Source organism: Sorangium sp. So ce726 (genome assembly GCF_051521405.1).
Lineage (GTDB): Bacteria > Myxococcota_A > Polyangia > Polyangiales > Polyangiaceae > Sorangium.
The window spans coordinates 6,912,271-6,933,875 of sequence record NZ_CP150349.1 but is presented as its reverse complement, the minus strand read 5'-3'; the positions used below and the strand labels follow the sequence as shown (position 1 = coordinate 6,933,875).

The window sequence follows — 21,605 nt, the reverse complement described above, 5'->3', positions numbered from 1 at the left end:
TCGTCCTGGCGAGCCGATGATCGGTTCACGCTTCGCCGTTTTCGCCGTTCGATTCCGGCGGCAGGAGCGCGCGCTCGATCTCGTCGAACCGCTGCTCCCAGAAGCCCGCCGAGACCGCCCTTGCCTCCCGCACGAGCGCCAGCGCCTCGCTGGCGGCGCCCGCCCGGAGGGCCGAGAGGGCCGCGCCGTGCAGCGCCTCGGCGTGCTCATGGAGGATCGCGGTGTGCCGCGCCTCCTCCACGAGCGCGCGCCACGCCGCAGCGTCGAACCGACCGGCTGCCCGGTCGTCGAGGGCCTGTTGCACCAGACGTGCCAGCGTCCGGGCACAGGGGGTGAGATCGCCCTGGGGGATGCCCGCGCGGGCCTCGGCCAGGCGGCGGGCCGCCTCGTCGTGCTCGCCGCGGGCGACGTGGATGCGGGCGAGGAGGAGGACGTCGTCCGGCGAAGGGCGCTGGTTGACGTAGCGCCGCTGGAGGTCGAGGCTGCGGCGCGCGAGCGGCAGGGCCTCGTCGGGCGCGCCCATCCAGTACCGCAGCTCGGCCAGGTTCAGCGTGGCCCAGCGCTCGAGCTGGGCGTGGCCGAGCTCGCGGGCGAGGCGGACCGCGTTCCGCTGGTCCTCGAGCGCGCGGCCTTCCTCGCGCCGCTTCACCCACATGAAAAGCCGGTTGATGTACGCGGTGCACAGGTGGAAGGCATCGCCGACGCGCAGGCAGGCCACGACGACGGCCTCGCCGTGGCCCTCGGCCTCGTCGAGGCGGCCGGCCACCGAGAGCGCGCCGACGAGCAGCAGCCGGGCGATGGCGTGCGCCTCGTGATCGCCGAGGGCGAGCGCGCCGCGGGCGGCCCGCTCCAGCTTGGGGATCCCCTCGTCGACGCGCTGGTCGCGGCAGTCCGAGCGGCCGCCCGCGAGCAGGCAGCGCGCGTCGAGGCGCGCGTCGCCGAGGCCGGCGCAGAGCTCGGCGGCGCGCGCCGCGACCGCCGCGGAGGCGGGGAAGTCCTCGAGCCAGTCGAGCGCGGTCGCCTCCTCGAGCAGGAGCTCGGCCGCGCGGGCCCGGTCGCGTGCGGCCTCGGCCAGCGCGCGGGCGGCGCGCAGATCGGCGAGCGACTCCTCGAAGCGCTGCAGGCGGTAGCGCGCCCGGCCTCGGCCCGCGAGCGCGCGGCTGCGGGCCTCGGGGTCGTCGCGCTCGAGGAGGCCGACGAGGCGCAGGGCCGCGGTGAAGCGCTGCTCGGCCTCGACGACGTCGTGCCGGGCGAGCGCCTCGTCCGCGAGCTCGGCGTGCGCCGCCGCCGCCGCGGCCAGGTCTCCCGAGGCGGCCGCGTGCCGGGCGATCCGGGCGCGCGCCCCCGCGGCGCGCGGCGCGCCAAGGAGGCCCTGGAGGACGGCTGCGTGCAGGGCGCGGCGGCGGGCGGGCGGGATGCGCGCCTCGACGGCCTCGCGCAGGAGCGGGTGCCGGAAGGCGTAGCGCGGCGGCGACGCCGAGAGCGCGACGAGCACGCCGGCCCGGGCGAGGCGCGCGAGGCCGACGCCGGGGTCCAGCGCGCCAGCCGGCGGCGGCGCGGCCGCAGCGCGCAGGGCGGCCTCGAGCTCGGCCGGGGAGAGGTCGTCGCCGAGGATCGCCGCGCGCTCGAGCAGGTCGACGAGCGGCGGCGGCAGGGCCGCGAGCGCGCGCTCGGCGAGGCGCTCGCCGAGCGGCGCGGCCGACAGGGAGAGCAGCTCGTCCGGCGCGAGCGTCCAGCCCTCGCCGCCCCGCGCGCGCTGGATCGCGCCGCCGACGCGCAGGGCGCACGCCACCTCCACGAGGTCGCGCGGGACGCCGCGCGCCAGCGCGTGGAGGCGATCGAGCACGGCGCGGGGGACGAACTCGACGGGGCGGAGGTGGTCCTGGAGCAGCGCGCCCGCGGCCTCGCCGTCGAGCGGGCCGAGGTCGAGCGCCACGCGGCGGGCGGCGCGCTCCCCGAGCCCCGGACGGAGCGACGCGATCGAGGGCCGCGCGGCGAGCACGATCGCGAGGCGCGCCGCGCTGCCCTCGGCCGTGGCGAGCTCGATCGCGTCGAGCGCGGCCGCGTCGGCGCGGTCGGCGTCGTCGAGCAGCAGCGCGAGCGGCCCGGCGGCCGCGAGGGCGGCCGCGAGCGCGCGGGCCTCCGCATGGCGGCGCGCGCCCGGCGCCTCCAGCAGCGGCGCGGCGGCCGGGTCTCCTGGGGCGAGCCGCCCAAGGGCGAGCCCGACGGCCGGCCACGCCCGCGCGGCCTCCGGTGCGCCGAGCCGCTGGAGGAGCGCTTCCTGGGCGCTCGCGTCGCGCTCGCCGCTGGCCGGCAGATCCAGGGCCGCCCGCAGGAGCGCGGCGAGCGTCGCGCCGTGCTCGGCCGCCTCTGGCCGGAGGGCCGCCGCGGCGTGCACGGTCGCGCCGCCGGCGTGGAGCGCCGCCGCGAGCGCTCCGAGGAACCGGCTCTTGCCGTGCCCTTCCGCGCCGAGCGCGGTGACGAGCGCCGGGCCGCCGCCGGCGAGCGCCTCCTGCGCGGCGGCGAGGGCCGCGCAGAGCGCCGCATCGCGGCCGCGCAGGGAGGTCTCGCCGGGCTCGTCGGGGGGCGCGTTGCGCGGATCGGGGGGCACATCGCGCGGATCGGGGGCCGCATCGCTCGGAGAGGGCGGGGTAGCGTGCGGGCCGTCCGCGAGCGCGTGCCGCGCTTCGGCCGTGAGGATCGCCGGCGGCATGGCGTCCGCATCGCCCGGGCCGGCCCCCCAGGTCTCCGCGTTCTCGAGCGCAGCGCCCGCGAGGGTGACGCCGTGCGTGCCCTCGCGCACCCGCAGCGGAGCCAGGTGGACCACGAGGGGCGGCTCCGCTGCGCCGGCCTCGGCGAGGCGCCGGGCCACCCGCGCCGCCGCGCGCACACCGTCGCCTGGCGCTTCGGCGGCGGGGAAGGCGAGCACCATGCGCTCCCCGCGAAAGCGCGCCAGGATGCCGCCGTCGGCGCGGGCGATGTCGACGAGGGCATCCGCGCGCTCCCGCGTGCGCAGGGCGAGCAGCGCCACCATCCGGCGCAGGCCAGCGGTGGGAGTGGGCGCGTCGGAGCGGCCATGGGGCGCGTCGGATCGGCCTTCGGCGATGTCCGATCGGCCTTGGGACGTGTCGGATCGGCCTGAGGGCGTGTCGGATCGGCCTGCGGGCGCGCCGGAGGAAGCCGCGCGCCCTCGGGACGGGGCGACCCGCGCTTCGACCGACGCCGCGAGCGCGCGCGCCACGTCGCTCGCGCGGTCCGGGCGGGCCTCGGGATCCTTCGCGAGGCAGCGGAGGACCGCCTCGTCGGCGCCCTCCGGCAGCTGCGCGATCGACGACGGCGGTTCGGGGCGGCGCGCCACGTGAGCCTGCCGCACCTCGGCCGCCTCGCCGACGAACGGCGGCCGTCCGGTGAGCAGCTCGAAGATCATCGCGCCGAGCGCGTAGATGTCGGCGCGCGTGTCGACGGCGCGCGCGAGGCACTGCTCCGGCGCCATGTACGCCGCCGTCCCAAGGATCGTCCCCGTCTGCGTCAGGTCGGGGCCGAGCGCCGCGCGCGTATCACCATCGGCGCGCGCCTGCGCGGCCAGGCCAAAGTCGATCAGCGCGACCTCCCCGCCCGGCCGGAGCCACACGTTCTCCGGCTTGAGATCGCGGTGCACCAGCCCGGCGCCGTGCACCGCGTCCAGCGCGACCGAGAGCGCGCGCACGATCGCTGACGCCTGCTCGATCAGCATCGCGCCGGTGCCCGGCAGGTCCGCGAGGCAGCGCGCGAGCGAGCTGCCCTCGAGCCGCTCCAGCACGAGGAATGGGCCGAGCTCTCCCGAGAGCCCGCGGCCGAGCAGCGCGGGGACCAGCGGCGGCGCGAGGCGGGCGAGCGCCGCGGCCTCGCGCTCGATCCGGCCGTCGTCCTGCCGGCGCGCCACCTTGAGGGCCACGGCGCGGCCGTCGCCCTCGCGCGTCGCCGCGTAGACGCGCGCGAACCCCCCTTGCCCGAGCAGCCCCTCGATACGGAACCCTTCGACGAGGAGCCCGGGCACCAGCGGCGACGGATCCTGATCGAGCGCCTCGTGCTCGCCCTCGCCGGCGCTCGTCACCGACGATGTGGCCAGGGGGTGCGCCGGGCACGCGGCGCCGGCCCGCCCTGGGAGGCGGCGATGGCACTCGGAGCAGCGCATGGGGCGCGAGTATAGTGGGGTAGGGTGCCATGCGGCCGCCTGCCGAGCTCAACCAGGACGAGACAGCCGTCATCTCGGGCCGAGCGCTGGAGCTCGAGGCGAGCGCCGCCGGCGACGCGCTCCCTGCCGGCGCGGTGGTCGGGGGTTACGTGCTCGACGACGTGCGGCTCGGGGGCGGCTTCGGCGTCGTGCACCGCGCCGTCCCGGTCGGGGGCGGCGCGCCGGTCGCCCTGAAGGTCCTCCGCCGTGGCCTCTCGCTCCTGCCGGCGATCCTCCGGCGCTTCCAGCGGGAGGCGGAGGTGCTCGCGCGGCTCAAACATCCGGCGATCGTCGAGGTCCGCGGCGTGGGCGCCCTGGACGACGGCCGGCCATACATCGCGATGGAGTGGGTCGAGGGCCGGAGCCTCGCGGCGGAGCTGCGCGCGCGGGGCGCCTTCTCGCCGTCCGAGGCGGTCGCCCTGCTCGAGGAGGTCGGCGGCGCGCTCGCCGCCGCGCACGCGATCGGCGTCGTGCACCGCGACGTGAAGGCCCAGAACGTCATGGTCTGCCCTGGCGCGGGTGCGCCCGGCGCGCCGGGCGTGAAGCTCGTCGACTTCGGCATCGCGAAGCTCCTCCGCCCGCGCGATGTCGATCGCGCGCGCGGCGGCAAGAGCAGCAGCCTGATCCTCGGCACGCCGCTCACGATGGCCCCGGAGCAGATCCTCGGCGGCGCGGTGGACGCGCGCACGGACATCTACGCGGTGGGCCTGCTCGCCTACCAGCTCGTGACGGGTGAGCTGCCGTTCCAGGGCGCCGATGCGGTCGAGACCGAGGAGATGCACCTGCGCGCGCCGCCGCCGTGCCCGAGCGACCGCGCGCCCGTGTCGGCGGCGTTCGGCGCGGTGGTGCGCCGCTGCCTCGCCAAGGAGCCAGCGGACCGATACGCCGGGGTGCCCGAGCTGCTCGCCGCCCTGCGCCGGGCGGTCGGCGCGCCGGGCCGCCAGGCCGTGGCGCCTGTGGCGGGCTCGCCGGTCGACGCTCGCCTCGCGGGCGCCTGCGCGCAGGGGCAACGCGCGCCGCAGGGGCTGTGCGCCGCGCTGCTCGTCGAGGCCCGGCTCTCGGCGCCGGACGACGCCGGCGACGAGGCGCTCGCCGACGTGGAGCGCCTGGTCCAGGCGGCGCGCGCGGCGCTCGTCGGGCTCGGGGCGACGCTCGTGGTCGAGAGCGCCGACGCGCTCCTGGCCGCGCTGCCCGCGCCGTACGATCGCGCGCCGGAGCGGGCGCTCGGCTGGGCCCTCGAGCTCTGGGCGGAGCTCCGCGCGCGGGATGGCGCGAGCCCCGAGGTCCTCCCGCGCCTCGCGCTGCACGCGGCCGAGCCCGAGGCGCTGCGCGGCTGGGCGCCCGCCGCGACCGGGGCGGGCGTGTTCGTGACCGACGCGTTCGCCGAGGGGCTCGCCGGGGAGGCCGGGGAGGGGGAGGCAGGGGAGGCGGGGGAAGCGGGGGAGGCGGGGGAGATCGAGCGTGCGCCGCGCCCGGCCGAGGGCGGCGCGCTGCGCCGGGTGGCGCCGTGAGCGCCGCGGCCTGACCCGGGCGGCGCGCTGACGCGGCCGCTGCCACAGGGTGTCACAGGGGCGGTGTGGCAGGGGACAGCCGGGATGTGGCAGGCAGGGGGCCTGCGCGGCGCGGAGCCGTCCTGCGCGAGCGCGGCGACGGCGGCGAGGGGCGCGCCGGCTGCGCGTCGCTCCCAGGTTTCCGGGTGATCGGTGGGAATCGCCCTCGGCGGGCGACGCGAGGCCGCCGGCGCCGCGCGCTGGCAAGCCGCTTGCGATGGGGCTCCGCCGCGAGGCGCCGCCGCGGCCGCGCCGCTCCTGGCGCGCTGCGCGGCTGGCTGCCTTCGGTTCGACAACAAGAGAGCTCAAGAGAGCTAAGGAGATCCCGTCATGCGCATCGTTCGCTCTGCGTTCCCCCTCGTCGCCCTGTTCGCCGCCGGCTGCGCCGTCGAGGCGGCCGACCCTGAGCTCATGGAGGACGCCCCGTCCCTCTCCGAGACCTGGACCGTCAGCAACGCCGCGGTCAACGTGCGCTGGGACTCGGGCCTGAACGCCAACCTCTCGGCCTGGGAGTATATTCACTGCCACATAGAGAATGGCGCTGGATTCATGTTGACCGACCTCAGCGCGTTCCAGGAGCCCCTCACCGAACCTGACGAGTTCATCGCCAGGATGTCCGGCGTGTGCCGGGAGTTCGACCTCCTGCTGCCCAATCTCCCGCGGACCGGCGCGATCGACGCGGAGACCATCTTCTCGTGGCCGGGCGGCTTCCGCGCCGGCGCGCTCAGCACCGCCATCCCGGCCGCCAACTACCCCACGGGTCTGCAGCTCAAGGTGGACGGCGCCAGCACCTATGTGAAGGACGTGCGTATCAACTACGCTCCCAGGAACGCGGCCAATACGGCCCTCGACCTCGCCTCGTCTTCCCACACGAGCTATGCGATCGGGTACGCCGGGAACAACGTGACCCTGAGCTGCCCGGCCCAGCAGGTGCTGACAGGGCTGGATCTCCGCTACGACACGGTCGAGGGGAAGGTCCGGGTCCTGGAGATCCACTGCAGAGCGCTGCAGCCCTGAGGGGCCAGCGAGGGGCAGCGCGCTCTCGTTCTGAAAAAGGAAAAAGAGAGCTCGCTGCACATGGCAGCTGCGCGCCTTTCCGCCCGCGGCGTTCCACGAGACGGGGCGAACACACGCCGGCGACGAAGTGGCGCGGCCATCGCGGCCTTCATCACCAAGGTATTCCACGAGGGCCCCGGGGTTCCGTTGAAGGCGGCGCAGCCGGCGACATTCACGATCGACACCTTGACCGGCGTGTCAGAGTAATCCACGATACCGCACTTCCGGTTGACCGTATTCACGGGGATTGCCGAGTCGCGCGCTGTCGAGGTGCTTGAAGTGCCTTTGGGCCTTGACCAGAGTGGGTAACTGCTCGCGCGTCGAACGCCGGCCTTCGAGCGAGTCCGCCACGAACAGCAATAAGAAGTTCGCGATCTTCTACGCGTCATATCACGTTCTGAACAGCGTCTTCCCGCGGAGCAACCCACGACCAACAGGTCGATCCGCAGGCGGATCTAGATGCCCATGACGTTGACCGTCCTGTTGCCGGTCTTGAGATGGTTGAAGGGCTCTGGGACCACGCGGTCGATGCCCAGCTTGTACAGCTGTCCCCTCTCGAAATCGCGTTCTTTTACGCTGGTCATCTCCGTGTAGCTGGGAGGTGGCCGCCGACGCTGACGCTTGACGCGCTCGACGTCGTGCACAAGAGCGGACCCATGATGGGTATTCGAACGCGACAATGGCTGGGTCGAACGCGACAATGGCTGGGTCGAACGCCACCATGGCTTGGTCGAACGGGACAATGGCTGGGCGTCGGGCTCCTCGCGGCGCTCATCGTCCTCGGCACGCAGCTCCTCAAGCGCCGCGCAGGAGCTGGAGGCCGCTCCGTCGCCACGGTGACGTATGTCTGGATGCAGCGGAAGGGGCCTGATGGGCCGAACGTCAGCGTCGATCTCTACGCGCCGCCGCGCGCGAGCAAGCGCGGCCCGCTGGTCGTTTTCTTGCAGGGAAACGAGCCCTCGCAGCCCGACGAGCGATTCGCCTTCGCTGCGAACGTTGGCGACTCCCTACAACGAAACGGGGTCACCGCCGCCGCCGTCTCGTTCAACATCCACTCGGGCTACACGCTGCGCGCGTGCGCTGCGGACGTCGCCCGGGTCCTGCAAGAGGTGACCGACGCGCGCAACCCGACGCGCCTGGTCCTCGCCGGTCGCGGCCTCGGCGCGTGGATGGCGTCCATCCTTGCGCTCGATCGGCGGCTCCTCGAGGGGGCCGGCATGGATCCGAAGCGCGTCGATGGCGTCATCCTGTTGCGTGGCACCTACGACCTCGGCGAGGCGGCGCTCGAGGGGCACCCCGACGCGGCGTTCCTCGCGGCCTCGGTCGAAGATCGCAGGGAGTCCTCGCCCATCACGTACGCGCGGTCCGATGCGCCTCCGTTCTTGATGCTGTTCGGCTCGGAGGACGACATCGGCTGGGCGCGTCTCGGTCGCCCCTTCGCGCGCGCGCTCCAGAATGCGGGCGCGCCCGACGTCGACTTCTTCGTCGTCCCCAGGCGCGATGCGCACAGCATCTTGCACTGGGCCGGAAGGGGAGACATGGTCGGCGATCTGGTGTTCCCCTTCATTGCCTCGGGCTTCAAGGACATCCCCATCGACAACCCCTTCGGCGTGCTCCGCCGCTGGGGTGCACGGCCGCCGCTCGACCTGTCGGAGCTCCGCAAGGATCCCCGGGCCATCACCACCTACCCGGTCGACGCCGCGCTACGGGAGACGATAAGCGGCCTTCTGGGCAAGGGGGGGCTCGAGCACTACCCCTTGCCCGGCAGGACGTATCAGGCCATCGATCTGCTCGCCTACCTGGCCGAGCGGCCGAAGTCCGAGGTGGGCGAAGGGGACTGGCTGGTGGTCTCGAACCTCCGGGGCGAGCAACAGTACTTCTCGCGCGAGGTGCTGAAGAAGGCGCAGGCGGTCATCGTGGTCGGACTCGACGACGAGGACAATCTCTACCGCATCGTCGACTTCTACCGGCTGAAGCGCGCCTACTCGTGGATCAAGGGCGAGGAGCCAATGCCCATGATGATCCGGCCGCTCGGCGCGTTCCTGCACTTCCGGACGCCGCCCGCGGACCTGGGGAACAAGACCTACGCGGCATTTGGGCTCGGTACGGCGAGCTTTCACTGGGTAGAGGGCGATCCGCTCGCGCCGCTCCGCTCGCTCCCCGGCGGACTGCGCGAGGTGCTGATCGGCGAACAAGGGTGCGTCAAGTGCCACAGCTTCCGTGGCGTCGAAGCGCGGGCGCACCACGCGCTGGCGCTCGACGGCACGCCGTACGGAGCGTTCGCGCTGCCGCTCGAGGACTACCCGAGCGAGGTGTTGCGGCGCTTCTTGTTCGAGCAGGACGCGGTGGCAGAGAGCTTCGGGGTCGTGCCGATCCGGGTGGAGGAGACCGTCGCGCGGCAGCTCCTCGACGTGGTGAACCACGAGAAGAACGAGAAGAACTAGCTGCCCGCAACCTCAGGGTTCTACTTGTTCGTAGAGCGCCGCCGCCCACTCGGCGTGAGCGCGCGCCGAGGGGTGCAGGCCGTCGCTGGCGAGCATCTGCGCCTCCGCCTGCCTGTGCATGAGCGGATACAGGTCCACGTAACGCGCGCCGGCGGCTCGTGCCTCGTCGCGCAGAATGGTGTTGAAGGCGACGATATCCGCGCCGATCTGCCGCGGATCTCCGAACGAAGCGGCGGCCGGAGAGAGCGACCAGTCGGGCTGCGGGAGCGCCACGATCCGATCCGGCGCGACGCCTGCGTCGATGATCGATCGGAGGAGCACCCGCACGCGCGATCGGTAGGCGTCCGCGCTCCAGCGACGCACATAGTCGTTGGCGCCCGCCGCGAGCGTCACCAGCGTGGGGCGAAAGGGCGCCACCTCCGGGATCTCCCGCTCTTGCACGTCTTCCGTGGTGTAGCCGTTGACCGCCACGTTCTTGAGGGTCACCCGGCGGCCCTGCGCGCGCCAAAGCTCAGCGAGACGCGAGGGGAACGCGTCGGCAGGCTGGTTCCCGGTCCCTGCCGTGAAGGAGTCGCCGAGCGCCAGATAGCGGATCTCCTGGAGCCCGCGCGTGGGCGCGACATCCTCGCTGGCGCCGGTGGGCGCGCTCCGTGGATAGCCACCGCGCAGAGTCAAGGTGAGCAGGAGAATCCCACCGAGCAGGAGCAAAACGGGCAGGAGAAGCGGGCGGATCCAGCGCATCAAGAAGAATAGCATCACTTCATCACCGATCTAGATATCCTTCGAATCGCTCCTTGCGGATTGACCACGGGCTCGGCCAAGGCTCATGGTGCCGTGGACGATTCGTCGATTCAGAGCGCGCCGTCTGTCCGAGCCTGGCTGCGACGCCACCCGCGAGCTTCGAGATGACCTGTTTGTCGAGGACATCGATAGCCCTCGGCGTCCTGGAGATCCACTGCAGCGCGCTGCAGCCCTGAGCGGACCCGGGTCGGCGTGGGAATATCTTTTCACGGCGGGATCGTGCATCATCGAACGAGGGTGCCCCGGAGACGCGCCGCGATCCCGCGGCGGCATCGGACGGCGGACATGGCTGGATGACATGAGCATATGACGACCCCTCTCCGCGCCGAGGAAGCGCTCGCGAGCCTGCGCCGCGCGGGGCTTGCGACCCAGATCGACGCCGCGGCCTTCGCGGCGGCGTGCGACCAGGAGCGAGGCGGCGCGCCGCTTGACGCCGAGATCGCGCTCTCGGCGCTGGCCTCGGTTTACGGCGTGCGCGGTCCCTCGGACGCGAGCGCCGTCGACCGCGCGTTCGTGGTGGACGAGCACGCCGCGACCGACCCGGCGGTCCTCGGGGCCGTGTGGCTCGCGCTCGAGCGATGGCTCGAGCACCCGATCCCCGTCTCGGTAGCGACGGACCTCGACGAGCTCGTCGCGTATGCGGGCGACGTGTGCTTTCTTCGCCGGCACGCCGACGCCGCGGGCGAGGCGCCGTATCTCTTCTCCATCGACAGGTGGCGCACGGGCGATGACACGCCCTACTCGCTCTACGCGCTGCGGAGCGACGGCAAGCCGCTGTACGCGCTCGGCGTGCCCGTCCAGTTCCACGTCCATCCGGACACGGAGGCAGCGGCCGCCGGCATCTTCCGCACGGATGGCCTCACGCCGAGCTACCGCGAGCACGCGCCGGCATGCGCCGCGTGCCGCGACGCGCTCCGGCGTGCCGCGGATCGAGGCGTCCTGCCCGACGTGTTCCGGCCGCTCCTCAGGTAGGGTAGGGACCGGTGGCCTGGCAACGGTTCAGACCGGCAGCCTGGGTGGCTCCTGGACGGGCGAGGGATTGCACCAATGCGTAAAAATTTTATTTCGATTGGACTGCTCACATGCCTGCTCTGGTCTTGCGGCTCGCCGACGTCGGGTCCGGATGATGCGGCCCCAGGAGGAAGCGGGGTGGGCGGCGCGAGCGCAGGTACCGCGGGTGTTGCCGGATCGAGCGGGGTTGCGGGCGCTGGCGGTGCTGGCGGGATCGACGACATGGCGGGCACGAGCGGCGTCGCCGGAAGCAGCAGCAGCGCGGGCGGCGGCGGCACAGCGGGCGCTGGCGGCATGGACACGTTCTCCTGCGCTGTTGGTCCCGTGCCCGAAGCGATCCGTCAGGCGTGGGACGTCGATCCGTTTTATCAAAAGTACGCCGATGCGAACGGGATCCCGGTGATGTCGTCGAATGCCCCGTCGGACGCGTCGGTCGAGCTCGCGTGCCGGCTGGTGATCGAGATGGTGAGCATGCGGGACGACGCGCGGCTCGCGCTGATTGAAAATCACACGTTCTTTGCGATGCTCGGGGTCGACGAGCTGACGAACGATATCCCCGAGTATGCGTACATGCCGGACTCGATCAACGAGCGCGCTCGGGGGCTCGGAGGCAATCCGGGGCTGTGCTCGGAGGAGGGCATCCTGTGCGGGCCGACGGATCGCTGGCGCGGCGAGAGCATCTGTGTGCACGAGTTTGCGCACACGATCTCGCTGTATGGCTTGTACGACGCCGATCCGACGTTTGAGTCTCGTTTGGAGGAGGCGTACCAGAACGCGCGCGACAAGGGGTTGTTTGCGGACACGTACGCCATGGAGAACGCGCAGGAGTACTTCGCCGAAGGGGTGCAGGACTGGTACTACACGAACCTCGAGTCCGATCCGCCGAACGGCGTGCACGGCCCCATCGACACGCGGGAAGAGCTGCTCGAGTACGATCCGGCGCTCTACGATTTGATCAGCGAGTGGCTCTCGACGAACGTGAGCTGGGAAGACTGCTACCGCGACGGATGAGCTTCCCGCGCGCGCTCGCTCGCGAGCAGCAGCGAGTGTTTGGCTTTTCGGAGGCCGTTTGCTCGTCCGTCAGGGCGCCTTCACCTCGACGGGGATCGTGGAGCTCGCCCCGGCGCCGTCGCCGAGCTGACCCAGGGTGCCTCTGCCCCAGCACAGGACCTGGCCAGGGCCCGTGGGGCCGCACGCCCCCTCGACGATCGCGCACGTGTGGAAGAAGCCGGCGCTCACCGCGACGACCTTGGCGAGCGCGGTGCCGTCGCCGAGCACGACGGGTTCCATTCGCGTAGTATCGGCCCTCGTCGGCGTGCTGCGACCGAGCTGCCCTTGCTCGTTGCTGCCACGGCAGCGGAGCTGCCTCTGGTCGTCGATCGCGCAGACGAAGACGTAGCCGGTGGACATCGGACCCCAGACACCCGGGATCGCGGCCGCCGTCCCGGCCGGGGGAGCCTCGGCGCCGTGCTGACCTGAGCTGTTGTTCGTCCCCCAGCAGAAGAGGCCTCCCGCGTCATCGCGCGCACAGCCGAAGTTCGTGCCGTAGGAGATCTCGGAGAAGGGCAGCGTCGCGCCCGCCGCGATGAGCGGCGTGTGCGCGCTGTAGTTCGCGCCGCCCTCGGAGCCGGCGGGGTCGTTCGTGAGGATATATCCGCCGCCGATCGCGCCCCAGCAACGCAGCCCGTCTTCCACGACCCCGGTCGAGAAACAGCTTCCTATCGAGCCGATGCCCGGCGCGAGGATGGCTTTCGGACCGGCCGTCGCGGTGAAGTTGAACGCTCTCACCGGGACGAGGCTCTCCTCGCCGGTCGCCTCCGGCCCGAGGCTCGAGAACAGGTTGGACCCCCAGCAGTAGATGCTGCTGGTCGAGGTGAGCGCGCACGCCGAGTACCACTCTGGCGCGATCTTGCGCACGAGCAACGGGGCCGCGCCGTCATTGACGATCGCCGGGGCGTCGTGGGCCATCGCGTCCTTGGAGCCATTCGCGAGGATGCCGGTCTCGTTGTTTCCCCAGGTCCAGAGTCGGAGCTGGCTATCGATGGCGAAGGTCGCCTGCTCGGTCAACGCGATCTGCGTGATCGTCGCCGCGCCGAGCGACGCGGGAAAATGCACTCTCACCGGCGTGCTCGAGGAGACCGCCATCGCCTGCGGAACACCCAGCTGGCCGAACGAGTTGTCCCCCCAGCAATAGAGGGAGCCGTCATGCCGGATCGCGCACGTATGGCTGCCGCCCGCAGCCACCATGATGGCGTCGGCGAGCGTGGGGCTGTCTGGCGGGATCTGGCATCCAGGATCACCCCCGCCGCCGCCGCCCCCGCCGGACGCCCCAGCGCCGGACGTCCCACCGCCGGACGCGCCCCCGCCGCCCCCGCCGGGCGCGCCGTCGCCTCCGCCGCCCTGCGAATCGATCGGGCCGCCGCCTGTTCCGCCACCCGCGCCGCTGTTCGAGAAACGCCGGTCGGGAGCGGTGCATCCTGCCCCCGCAGCGAGGGTGGCGGCGACGACGAGAAAGGAGCAGATGTTCGGTCGCATCTGGGTGTTCCTCTTCATCTCAAGCATCCGGTTACACTCCTGGCGTCCTTTACACAGCCTTACCGCACAGAGGACAAGAAGTCCAGTTGGGGCAGGATCACCGATGTCCCCGCTTTCCCGGAAGCCTCAGGGGCGCTTCAGGTGGTGCGGATCGACGCGACCACCTCGACGTCCTTACCGGGGCCGGCGGCCCCGACTTCGCCGGCACGGTCTCGCGATCCCAGGCGCCGTCCCCCCGCGACCACAGCAGGGTGCCCCGCCCACCGACCGCGAAGAGCCGATAGGCCGGGCTCGGGTACGCGGGGACGGGCGGGACGACCGGCGGGGCCGCGGCCGGCGCCGTCGCTGCGCTCGGAGGGACCGGCGCGGGTTGGGCGGCTTGAACGCGCCAGGCGAGGACCGCGAGCCCCGCCACGAGGACGACGCCGCCGACGACCAGCAGGAGCAGGAGGGACATGGCGCGAGACTATACGCGGGGAGCCGTCCGGTCCTTGAGGTTCATGCCGGCGCTCGGACGTGATGGGAGGAACACCCCATCGCCGCGCTCATCGAGGACCTGTCAGCAGAGATATGCGTAGAAGTTCCCGAGGGCGCGAAGCGGCTCGACCACTTCCTTCTTGCCGCCCGCCAGAGCCGATTGCCTCCAGCGAATCGCTCTGTCGAGCATGGCTGCAATCCTCCGCTCGAGCTCGGAATCCCTCATGAGCGGCGCCCAGAGAAGCATGCCTGCGCCGTCGACACCTGCGCCACCGTATGCGACCCAGGTGGCGGGATTCTCCCGCCTGAAGTGGAGCAGAAACCTGTGAGCCGATCCGTCAGAGAATTCCAGACAATTGATCGTGCCTGATCGCCACGTGACCAGGTCAGCCACGTCGAGCCCGTTCATCACGGTCGATCGCCAGGTTGCTCCCAGGTCATCCGAGCTCCTGACGGCCTCGGGTACGAGCCCGTCACCAACGTTGAGCTCCACCGACGGCAGCGCTCCCACGAACGCCCAGGTGCCGAACAACGCGCCCCGACGGTGTGAGCCTCGCAGGGGCTCCCCACAGTCGCAACGAATCGTCCACCGCCCGTCGTCCAACCGCACCGGCTTGCCGAGGAGCGATGCGAGCGGCAGGCCACAAGCGTCGCACGCCGTGGGAGGTCGCCAACCGGGAACACCCTTGCGCGCACCGAACGGAAGCCGCGAGAAACAGTTGTCGCAAAGGGCAATGCCTGCCAGCTGGATGCTTCCCGCGGTAAACGGGCATTCGATGTGCGCGTTGTGCAAGCCGGTGGCTGTCGAGCCTTCCAAATGTCCACTCCTTTGCCGGACTTGGTCACGGACGTGGGGCCAGGAAATCCAAACGGGATTCGAAAGTCAAGCTCCTCGTAAGGGCCAGATGGCCCGCCGTTCGGCTGAAAGAGCCTGTCTTCACAAGGCGGACAAACGCTCGCGTCGCCAGAAGTTGATTCACTGTCATCTGAGCTTTCCATGGGCACGCGGCCTGTTTCTCCGTGAATTGGCATGGTTCTGACGGGACCTCATCACCATGCCCGTCCGCCTTTCCGCCGTGATGAGCGAACCAGGCGCGCGCGGGGGCGAGCAACGGCGCAGCCGAGCAGCAGGCGACGGCGGGCAGTGTGCGCCGTGGGAGGAGCTGTCCGAGCCGCCGAGGTGCTTCGTGGGGGGCCACGCTGGCGACCCGCGGCGGCCGCGGATATACACCAGGTTGATGCCTCCCGCGCCGTCGCTGGTCGATGCCATCCACAGCCTGATCTCCGCGTTCGGCGCGAGCTTCGCGCCCGGCGACGCGGCGCCTCTGTACGAGGTGAGCCTCGACGGGCCGAGGATCCGTCTGACCACGAGCCGCGGTGTGATCGAGGAGCACGCGTCCGAGTGGAAGCGCCTGTGCGGCCGGCTCTGGGTGCAGGCCCTGCCGGACGAGCGCGCGCGGGCGCTCGAGATCCTGCTGCCCACGCTCTCCGACTTCGATGGCGCGGTGTGGGCCCCGATGCAGCGCCTGCTCGAGGCGGACGCCGTGGCGTCGGCGCTGCGCACGCTCGAGGCGTCCCTGCCGGATGCGCTCGAGGCCCTCGCGTGTCGATGCTCCGCCTCGTTCGCCGAGTCGATCCACGGCGAGCACCCGTTCGTCCGCGGCGCGATCCCGGCCGCGCAGGACGCGGCCTTCGCGAGGAAGAGCGCGCTCTCGCCCGTGGAGCTCGTGAAGATAGCGCTCGAGTTCCTGGGCAGCGCCGTGCCCCTCGAGCGCCTGGAGGCGCTCTACTGGCTGCGCGAGGCCATGCGCGAGAACCCGACGAAGGTGCTGGGCATTCATCGCCTGCTCGCGCAGCACGTGCTGCCCGTGTGTCGCCAGGGCGTGGGGCTCTGGCGCGAGGGCGCCGTGGGCGTGATCGAGCGCTGGGTAGCGCGCCTGGTCTCGCGCGCCGCCTACCCGGAGGCGCTGCCGATGCTCGACATCCTGCTGGCGTATGGCGTGGCGATCCCAAACCTCTTGCCGCTGCGCTACGAGGCCCTGCTCGCCTCGAACGAGCCGGCCGAGGCGGAGCGCACGCTGCTGCGCCTGCGCGCCATCGCCGACGCCTCGGGGCACCTGCGCTCGCCCTGGGTGCGGGCGGACAGCCACGTGGACGACCTCTGCGCCATCGCCTCGTGGAAGGCCGCCAAGGTGTTCCGCCAGGTCGCCGACGGCGCGCACCCCTTCACGGAGCGGCGCCTGAAGAACGAGCCCGGTCCGCCGGCCGTCACCGCGTCGGAGGCGTCGGAGATCAGCCGTGGCCTCGCGGCACACGCCCTGGAGCTCTTCCAGCGCCGCGCCGCCCAGCCGCCCGCGGTCGCGTATCCCCCCCGCTACGACGTCTACATCGCGTGGGCCAGGCAGCTTGCCGACCATGGCCAGGATCCCCGGGCGACGCCGGAGTGATCCCCGAAGGGTCCTCACGCGCCGAAGAAGCGCAAATAATAGGCGCGGTTCTCTTCCTCGGAGAGCGCCCGGACGCCGAAGTGCTCGAGATCGTCATCCGGAAGGCGCAGCGATTGTAGCGCGCGTCCGACGCGCTCACGGACGCGAAGCTCGCGGCCGTCGTCGATGGTGCCACCCGCGCTCGGCGCGTCCCCGGCGCGGATTCGAACGACGCCGCCCGGGAGAGAAGCCATCTCCACGGACGGCGCGAGCGAGGCGAGCTCTTTGTTCATCCGTTTCGCGAAATCAGGCCCGAGCAGCGTGATCCACCCGACGTGGAGCAGATAAGGTTGATTGCCCCAGATCGAGTACACGAACGGCTCTCCCACGGTGATCCCCGGGAAATCGCGGATCCACGAGGCATAACTCGGGAGCCCTCGTTCACGCAGGGGCCCCCACTGGTCCTCGAGCCATCGCTGCGCGTCTCCGTCGGGGCCGAGGTACTGTGAAACGCCGCACCAGCCGGAGGTGAGCTCGAGGCCTCCGCAGAGCTCGTCCACGAGGGTCGCGAGCTCGGAAGGGCGCGACGCCCACGCGATCGGGAGGCACCCGCGGGCCGCGGCGCCTTCGGGCATGAGCTCCCCGACGAGCGTCGGGGGCTCGGGAAGGCGCACATTTTTCCCTGCGGCGAGCGAATGAACGCCCCCGACCCGCCGATTTTTTGCGTCGAAATGGGAGGACCACGACGCCTGGGCCTGCGCGACGCTCGATGCCCGATAGGCCTTGTGGTCTCCCCCCTTCGAGAGGAGGCCCGTGTCAGGGAATCGCGCGAGCCAGCGCGCGCCGAACTCGCGGACCGCGGAGCGCACGGTCGCGTTTTCCCCGGCCGCCACCACCACGATCTCGATGCAAGGAAGCACGAGCACCTCCTGTGTGTCGGGATGGCGAAGGGCCAGCGGCTCGAAGGCGCCGAGCGCCGACGCCTCGGTCGCTCCCGCGGCACGCCTTTCCGCGGCGACGCCTCGCGGCGGCCGCTCGGCGCGCACGGGCGCGAGCTCCTGATGCAGTCGAAGCTCGACGAGCGCTTCACGCCACTGGCTCTGGAGTCGCGTCCGAAGCCACGTGCTCGCCTTGGGCGGAAGGACGAGGCCTTCCACGGAGCACTCCACGTCGTGATCACTGGACCAGAGAAACGACGCGCCCCCCGACAAGCCACCGTGCCGCGACAGCTCGTCGAGCAGGTGGAGCACGCGCGACTCGACCTCGGGTCGAGAGATCCCGTCGGCATCCGCCGCAAAACGAAGGCTCAGGAACGCGGGTTCGGTGGGCTCGACGCTCTTCGGCCAATCGATCGTGGCGGAGGAGCGGGCGGGGCGGTTTGCCATGGCGCCCGCCCCGTAGACCATGCCTCGATGTGGCGCAAGGGCCGTCGCGAGCGGCGAGCTCGCGACGCCTCGGCTCGCTCTCACAGCCGCTTCAGAAACGCCACCAAGTCGCTCTTCTGATCGGCGGTCAAGGCTTCGGGAGGGCCGATATCACCATCAGGGTCCGGCTCCTTCTCCCCAGGTAGGGTGAGGGATGGAAATCTGGAGAGCAGGTGGTCGCTGTAGACTTCAACAACCCTCTCCAGGGTGTCCGCGGCATTGTTGTGGAAGTAGGGGGCAGATTTCCCTATTCCACGCAATGTTGGTACGTCGAATGCCTCAAAATCGTTGGGGCTTCCGGTAATCATGGAGCGACCCGGATCGGCAGAAAAAAGTTGTAGCCCGAAGTTCGGCCCCGCGACGGGGTTGCCATCGCTGTCCAAATTGTCACCGAATCCCGCGGGGGCGCCATCGCCGTCCAGATCGTCATCGAAGCCCGGCGGGGGAGTCGGAGGCAGGTCCGCGGCGATCTCTTTTCGAGAATCGTTCGTGTAGAACCGATACCGGTAACGTGGAAAGCTTACATCTCTTGTATAAACATGCGAATCAGGGTCTAGCTGACCCATAAATGTTTCGTATGCTGACCCAATATTCAAAAATTCGTTCTTGGGTTGAGCTGCGAGCACCGGGGTTGGGGGATCCGTAGCTGGTACTTCATAAAGGACGGTTCCGTCGGGTTTGATCACTGGGAAGGCCAGATCGTGAACATCCCGATCCACGATGGTCGCCTGGTTGCTGCCCCCATGGCATGCCGCGCATATGGCCTTGTAGACCTCTCGTCCCCGCTCCTCCGTCGGAGTGAGATCGAGCTCGTCCTCCACGTTGGGCGCGTCCTCCGGGGCACCGCCGCCGGCGAGATACTCCGCGACGCTGCGCGCCCGGTCCGAGGAGAAGACATCGCGCTCGAACGCGGCGATGCGATCGAGCTCGCTCCGGGGAGCCTCGCCGCCTTCGCTGTGCCCGGTGATGGCTCCCTGGGCTTGATCCTCGAGCGTTGCCATGCGTCCATCCAGCTGAAAAGGCGCGGTCAACGCGGAGTCAGCGATGGAGGGCACTCCGCGCCATACGAAGAGCTTGCGATCGCCGGGGGTGATCACGTTGCCATCATCGTCTATCAGGTCCATGTTGTCGGGCAATGTGAGCCACACGCGCACGAGGCCCTTTTTCAGGTGTTCGAATGTGAGCTTTTCGGCCGTGGGGTCGTCGGCGTCGATCGCGTTGAACAGCGGGTCGTCCGGGTTCGTCTCCAGCAGCCGCGCCACGTGGGCGGGTGTGAGCGTGAAGTTGTCCTCCGGTACGTGGCAGGTGGCGCACGAGCGGCCGTTGGTGTGCGGGAAGGGCGTGCTGAAGAGCTGCTCTCCCGTGAGGTCCTCTCTGCTGGTGTTGCGTGTGCTGCTCGTGCCACAGGCGCTCGTCGCCACCAGCACGACAGCGGCCCAATGCCAAGGGGGAGCCACGAGCCGGCCTGGACGCGAGCCACCGGACGGCTCGCGCTCTCTGCGGAAGGAGTGTTGGGTCATGGTTTGTCCGTCTGAGCGAGTTGGCTTAAGGATTTGACTGGCCTTCTCAGCTCTCCCATTGGGCGCGTGGCTCGGCCATGCACTTCCGACGAGCCGGCTGTACCTTCCGACGAGCGGTCGCTCGGTGCGCACGAGCCGGTGAGCGCTCGGTTGCGGCCCTTCTTTCCGTCATCGTGCGAGCGGAGAAGGTTGTAGACCGTCTCCCCGAATGGTAGTTGTTGCTTCATGGAAGGATCTGCTTCGCGCGTGCCGCTGACGCTCCACACGCGACGACGTTGGCTCCTCGGCATGGCCTCGGCGATTGGCGTCGGGGTGCTCCAGACCGCCCCTGATCTCGGCGGCGGGGAGCACATCGTGAGCATCGTCATCAGCTTCTCGCTCTGGCTGGTCGCGGCGCCGGTGGTGCTGCTCGCCCTCGCCGTCGCCTTCGAGCGCGGCGTCGAACGCCGTTTCAGCCCGACGAGGTTGTTGGTCGTCAGCCTCCTCGCGGCGGTCGTCACCGGGGCCCTGTTCGCGCTCGCGTTCGTGCTCGTCTTCGAGGGGCTCCTCGGCTTCGAGCTCGACGAGAAGGGGCCGCTCTCCCCACCGCTCGTCGCGGGGTTCGGCGCCGTGATGGGCCTCGTGCTCGCCGGCATCTGGGGGCTCGCCTTCGTGTCCCCGCACGTGACCGAACAAGCCCAGCGCCGCGCGCTCGAGACGGAGAAGCTCCGCCTCGAGGCGGAGCAACTCCGGGTCTCGGCGGAGCTCGCGCGCTTGCGCTCACAGCTCGAGCCGCACTTCCTCCTCAACACGCTCAACACGATCGCGGGGCTCGTCGTTCACGATCCGCGCGAGGCGCGGCGCTTGATCGGGTCACTCGGAGACCTGCTCCGGGACTCGCTGCAAGGGGAGGACGAGATGCAACCGCTCGACCAGGAGATCACGTGGCTCAGGCGCTATGCGGAGATCCTCGAGTCACGCCACCGTGACGCCCTGCGCTTCGACTGGGACATTCCAGCCGGCGTCGGCGGCGTGCTGCTGCCCCGACTCTTGCTGCAACCCCTGGTGGAGAACGCGGTCCAGCACGGTGCGCTGTGTCGCGCAGGCGGCGGGCGGGTGACCGTGCGGGCGGCGATCCATGAGGCTGGCACTTCATCGAAGCTCGTATGTACAGTGACGGACAACGGGCCCGGCCTCTCGGCGAACGAACCGCGCTCGGGCGCGCTGGGCCTCCACACCGTGCGTCGACGACTCCAGCTGAGGTGCCCTGGATCAGAGCTGCGCCTCTCGTCGTCGAGCGAAGGGACCGCTGCAGTCGTCGAGGTGCTGATGACTCGAGGAGCAACGGCATGAGCACGGAGAGCGACGCGAAGCTACGTGCGCTCGTCGTCGAGGACGAGTGGGCGGCGCGCAACTACCTCGTCGAGCTCCTCGATGGGTCGAACCTCGCGCAGGTCGCGGGCGCCGTATCGTCCGCGGAAGAAGCGCGGGAGATCCTCCTCGGAGAAGGGCGCCACGCCTTCGATGTGGTGTTCCTCGACGTGCGTCTCTCCGGCGGCCGCAACGAGGGGCTCGACATCGCGCGCGAGCTCGCGGCGCTGCCGGGCGCTCCGTTGCTCGTGCTCGCGACCGCGTTCCACACGCATGCGCTAGAAGCCTACGATCTCGGCGTCTCCGACTACCTTCTGAAGCCCTTCACCGAGCAACGTGTCGAGCAGTGTCTGAAGAGGCTGCGGGCCCGCGATCCGCGGCCGGAGCGCGCGAGCCCGCTGCGGATCGCCGCGCGACGGAACAAGGGTCTCGTGCTGTTCGACCGGGACGAGGTCTGGGCGTTCGAGGCCGCGGAGCGATTGACGCAGGTGCACACGGCCCACGGCGTCTTCGACATCGACCTCTCGCTGACGGCGATCGAGTCGTCCTTCGGGCGGTCCTTCGTGCGCGTGCATCGCAACTGGCTGATCAACGTGGCGCACGTCAAAGAGCTCACGCGAGAGGGCGAGACCCGCGTCTGGGTAGGCGAGGGTCTCGCAGCGCACGGTCGCGGTGTCCACGCGCCGGTCGCGCGTGAGCGCGCGCAACAGGTGCTCGACCTACTGCTCGCAAACACCACTGGATTGCGCCGCGGAAACGAACCCACGCGAGCGAGACGGCGCGGAGATGCGTGAGCGC

17 protein-coding genes are annotated in these 21,605 nt (G+C 70.9%); 9 read left to right on the top strand and 8 right to left on the bottom strand.

The features are described 5' to 3' along the window. Nucleotides 1-25: 25 nt before the first annotated feature. Nucleotides 26-4,174 carry a protein kinase domain-containing protein gene (locus WME79_RS25765; RefSeq protein ID WP_437519996.1) on the bottom strand — a complete coding sequence of 1,383 codons (4,149 nt, stop codon included), beginning with the start codon at nt 4,172-4,174 and terminating at the stop codon, nt 26-28. A gap of 29 nt (nt 4,175-4,203) precedes the next feature. Here WME79_RS25765 and WME79_RS25760 point away from each other — a divergent pair, with 29 nt between their 5' ends. The 3 genes from WME79_RS25760 to WME79_RS25750 all read left to right on the top strand — a co-directional run bounded on the left by WME79_RS25760 (nt 4,204) and on the right by WME79_RS25750 (nt 7,288). Next, nucleotides 4,204-5,724, top strand: coding sequence for a serine/threonine-protein kinase (locus WME79_RS25760; RefSeq protein WP_437519993.1), 1,521 nt, complete (start codon nt 4,204-4,206; stop codon nt 5,722-5,724). Between the two features lie 369 nt (nt 5,725-6,093). Next, nucleotides 6,094-6,780 carry a hypothetical protein gene (locus tag WME79_RS25755; RefSeq protein WP_437519990.1) on the top strand — a complete coding sequence of 229 codons (687 nt, stop codon included), beginning with the start codon at nt 6,094-6,096 and terminating at the stop codon, nt 6,778-6,780. A gap of 340 nt (nt 6,781-7,120) precedes the next feature. After that, complete coding sequence (locus WME79_RS25750; RefSeq protein ID WP_437539949.1) at nt 7,121-7,288, top strand: DUF6851 domain-containing protein; 168 nt, start codon at nt 7,121-7,123, stop codon at nt 7,286-7,288. On the opposite strand, the gene WME79_RS25745 is transcribed toward WME79_RS25750, so the two are convergent. After that, entirely contained in the window at nt 7,275-7,463 is a 189-nt protein-coding gene (locus WME79_RS25745; RefSeq protein ID WP_437519987.1) for a hypothetical protein, read from the bottom strand. The two genes, WME79_RS25750 and WME79_RS25745, sit on opposite strands and share 14 nt — an antisense overlap. Before the next feature lie 12 nt (nt 7,464-7,475). Here WME79_RS25745 and WME79_RS25740 point away from each other — a divergent pair, with 12 nt between their 5' ends. Continuing rightward, nucleotides 7,476-9,263, top strand: coding sequence for an alpha/beta hydrolase family protein (locus WME79_RS25740; protein WP_437519984.1), 1,788 nt, complete (start codon nt 7,476-7,478; stop codon nt 9,261-9,263). A 12-nt stretch (nt 9,264-9,275) separates the two neighbouring features. Here WME79_RS25740 and WME79_RS25735 read toward each other — a convergent pair whose 3' ends face one another. Further along, nucleotides 9,276-10,019: an SGNH/GDSL hydrolase family protein gene (locus tag WME79_RS25735; protein WP_437519981.1), complete on the bottom strand. Its 744-nt coding sequence runs from the start codon at nt 10,017-10,019 to the stop codon at nt 9,276-9,278. A 351-nt stretch (nt 10,020-10,370) separates the two neighbouring features. Between WME79_RS25735 and WME79_RS25730 the strand changes: the two genes are divergently transcribed. Beyond that, nucleotides 10,371-11,036: a hypothetical protein gene (locus WME79_RS25730; protein WP_437519978.1), complete on the top strand. Its 666-nt coding sequence runs from the start codon at nt 10,371-10,373 to the stop codon at nt 11,034-11,036. 261 nt (nt 11,037-11,297) lie between these two features. After that, a complete protein-coding gene (locus tag WME79_RS25725; protein WP_437519975.1) occupies nt 11,298-12,086 on the top strand; it encodes a hypothetical protein in 789 nt (262 codons plus the stop codon). A 69-nt stretch (nt 12,087-12,155) separates the two neighbouring features. On the opposite strand, the gene WME79_RS25720 is transcribed toward WME79_RS25725, so the two are convergent. The 3 genes from WME79_RS25720 to WME79_RS25710 all read right to left on the bottom strand — a co-directional run bounded on the left by WME79_RS25720 (nt 12,156) and on the right by WME79_RS25710 (nt 14,904). Continuing rightward, a complete protein-coding gene (locus tag WME79_RS25720) occupies nt 12,156-13,637 on the bottom strand; it encodes an RCC1 domain-containing protein (protein ID WP_437519973.1) in 1,482 nt (493 codons plus the stop codon). 70 nt (nt 13,638-13,707) lie between these two features. Continuing rightward, a complete protein-coding gene (locus tag WME79_RS25715) occupies nt 13,708-14,067 on the bottom strand; it encodes a hypothetical protein (RefSeq protein ID WP_437519970.1) in 360 nt (119 codons plus the stop codon). Between the two features lie 102 nt (nt 14,068-14,169). Beyond that, nucleotides 14,170-14,904: a hypothetical protein gene (locus tag WME79_RS25710; protein ID WP_437519968.1), complete on the bottom strand. Its 735-nt coding sequence runs from the start codon at nt 14,902-14,904 to the stop codon at nt 14,170-14,172. Between the two features lie 421 nt (nt 14,905-15,325). On the opposite strand from WME79_RS25710, the gene WME79_RS25705 reads away from it, so the two are divergent. Next, nucleotides 15,326-16,534, top strand: coding sequence for a hypothetical protein (locus WME79_RS25705; protein WP_437519966.1), 1,209 nt, complete (start codon nt 15,326-15,328; stop codon nt 16,532-16,534). 14 nt (nt 16,535-16,548) lie between these two features. Here WME79_RS25705 and WME79_RS25700 read toward each other — a convergent pair whose 3' ends face one another. Together WME79_RS25700 and WME79_RS25695 are read right to left on the bottom strand one after the other, a co-directional pair. After that, complete coding sequence (locus WME79_RS25700) at nt 16,549-17,898, bottom strand: hypothetical protein (protein ID WP_437519963.1); 1,350 nt, start codon at nt 17,896-17,898, stop codon at nt 16,549-16,551. Between the two features lie 80 nt (nt 17,899-17,978). Next, nucleotides 17,979-19,457: a cytochrome c peroxidase gene (locus WME79_RS25695; protein ID WP_437519960.1), complete on the bottom strand. Its 1,479-nt coding sequence runs from the start codon at nt 19,455-19,457 to the stop codon at nt 17,979-17,981. A gap of 288 nt (nt 19,458-19,745) precedes the next feature. On the opposite strand from WME79_RS25695, the gene WME79_RS25690 reads away from it, so the two are divergent. Together WME79_RS25690 and WME79_RS25685 are read left to right on the top strand one after the other, a co-directional pair. Further along, entirely contained in the window at nt 19,746-20,789 is a 1,044-nt protein-coding gene (locus tag WME79_RS25690; RefSeq protein ID WP_437519957.1) for a sensor histidine kinase, read from the top strand. Beyond that, nucleotides 20,786-21,601, top strand: a complete 816-nt coding sequence (locus WME79_RS25685; protein WP_437519955.1) for a LytR/AlgR family response regulator transcription factor — start codon at nt 20,786-20,788, stop codon at nt 21,599-21,601. Before WME79_RS25690 ends, WME79_RS25685 begins: the two co-directional genes overlap by 4 nt. The last annotated feature ends 4 nt before the right edge of the window (nt 21,602-21,605 follow it).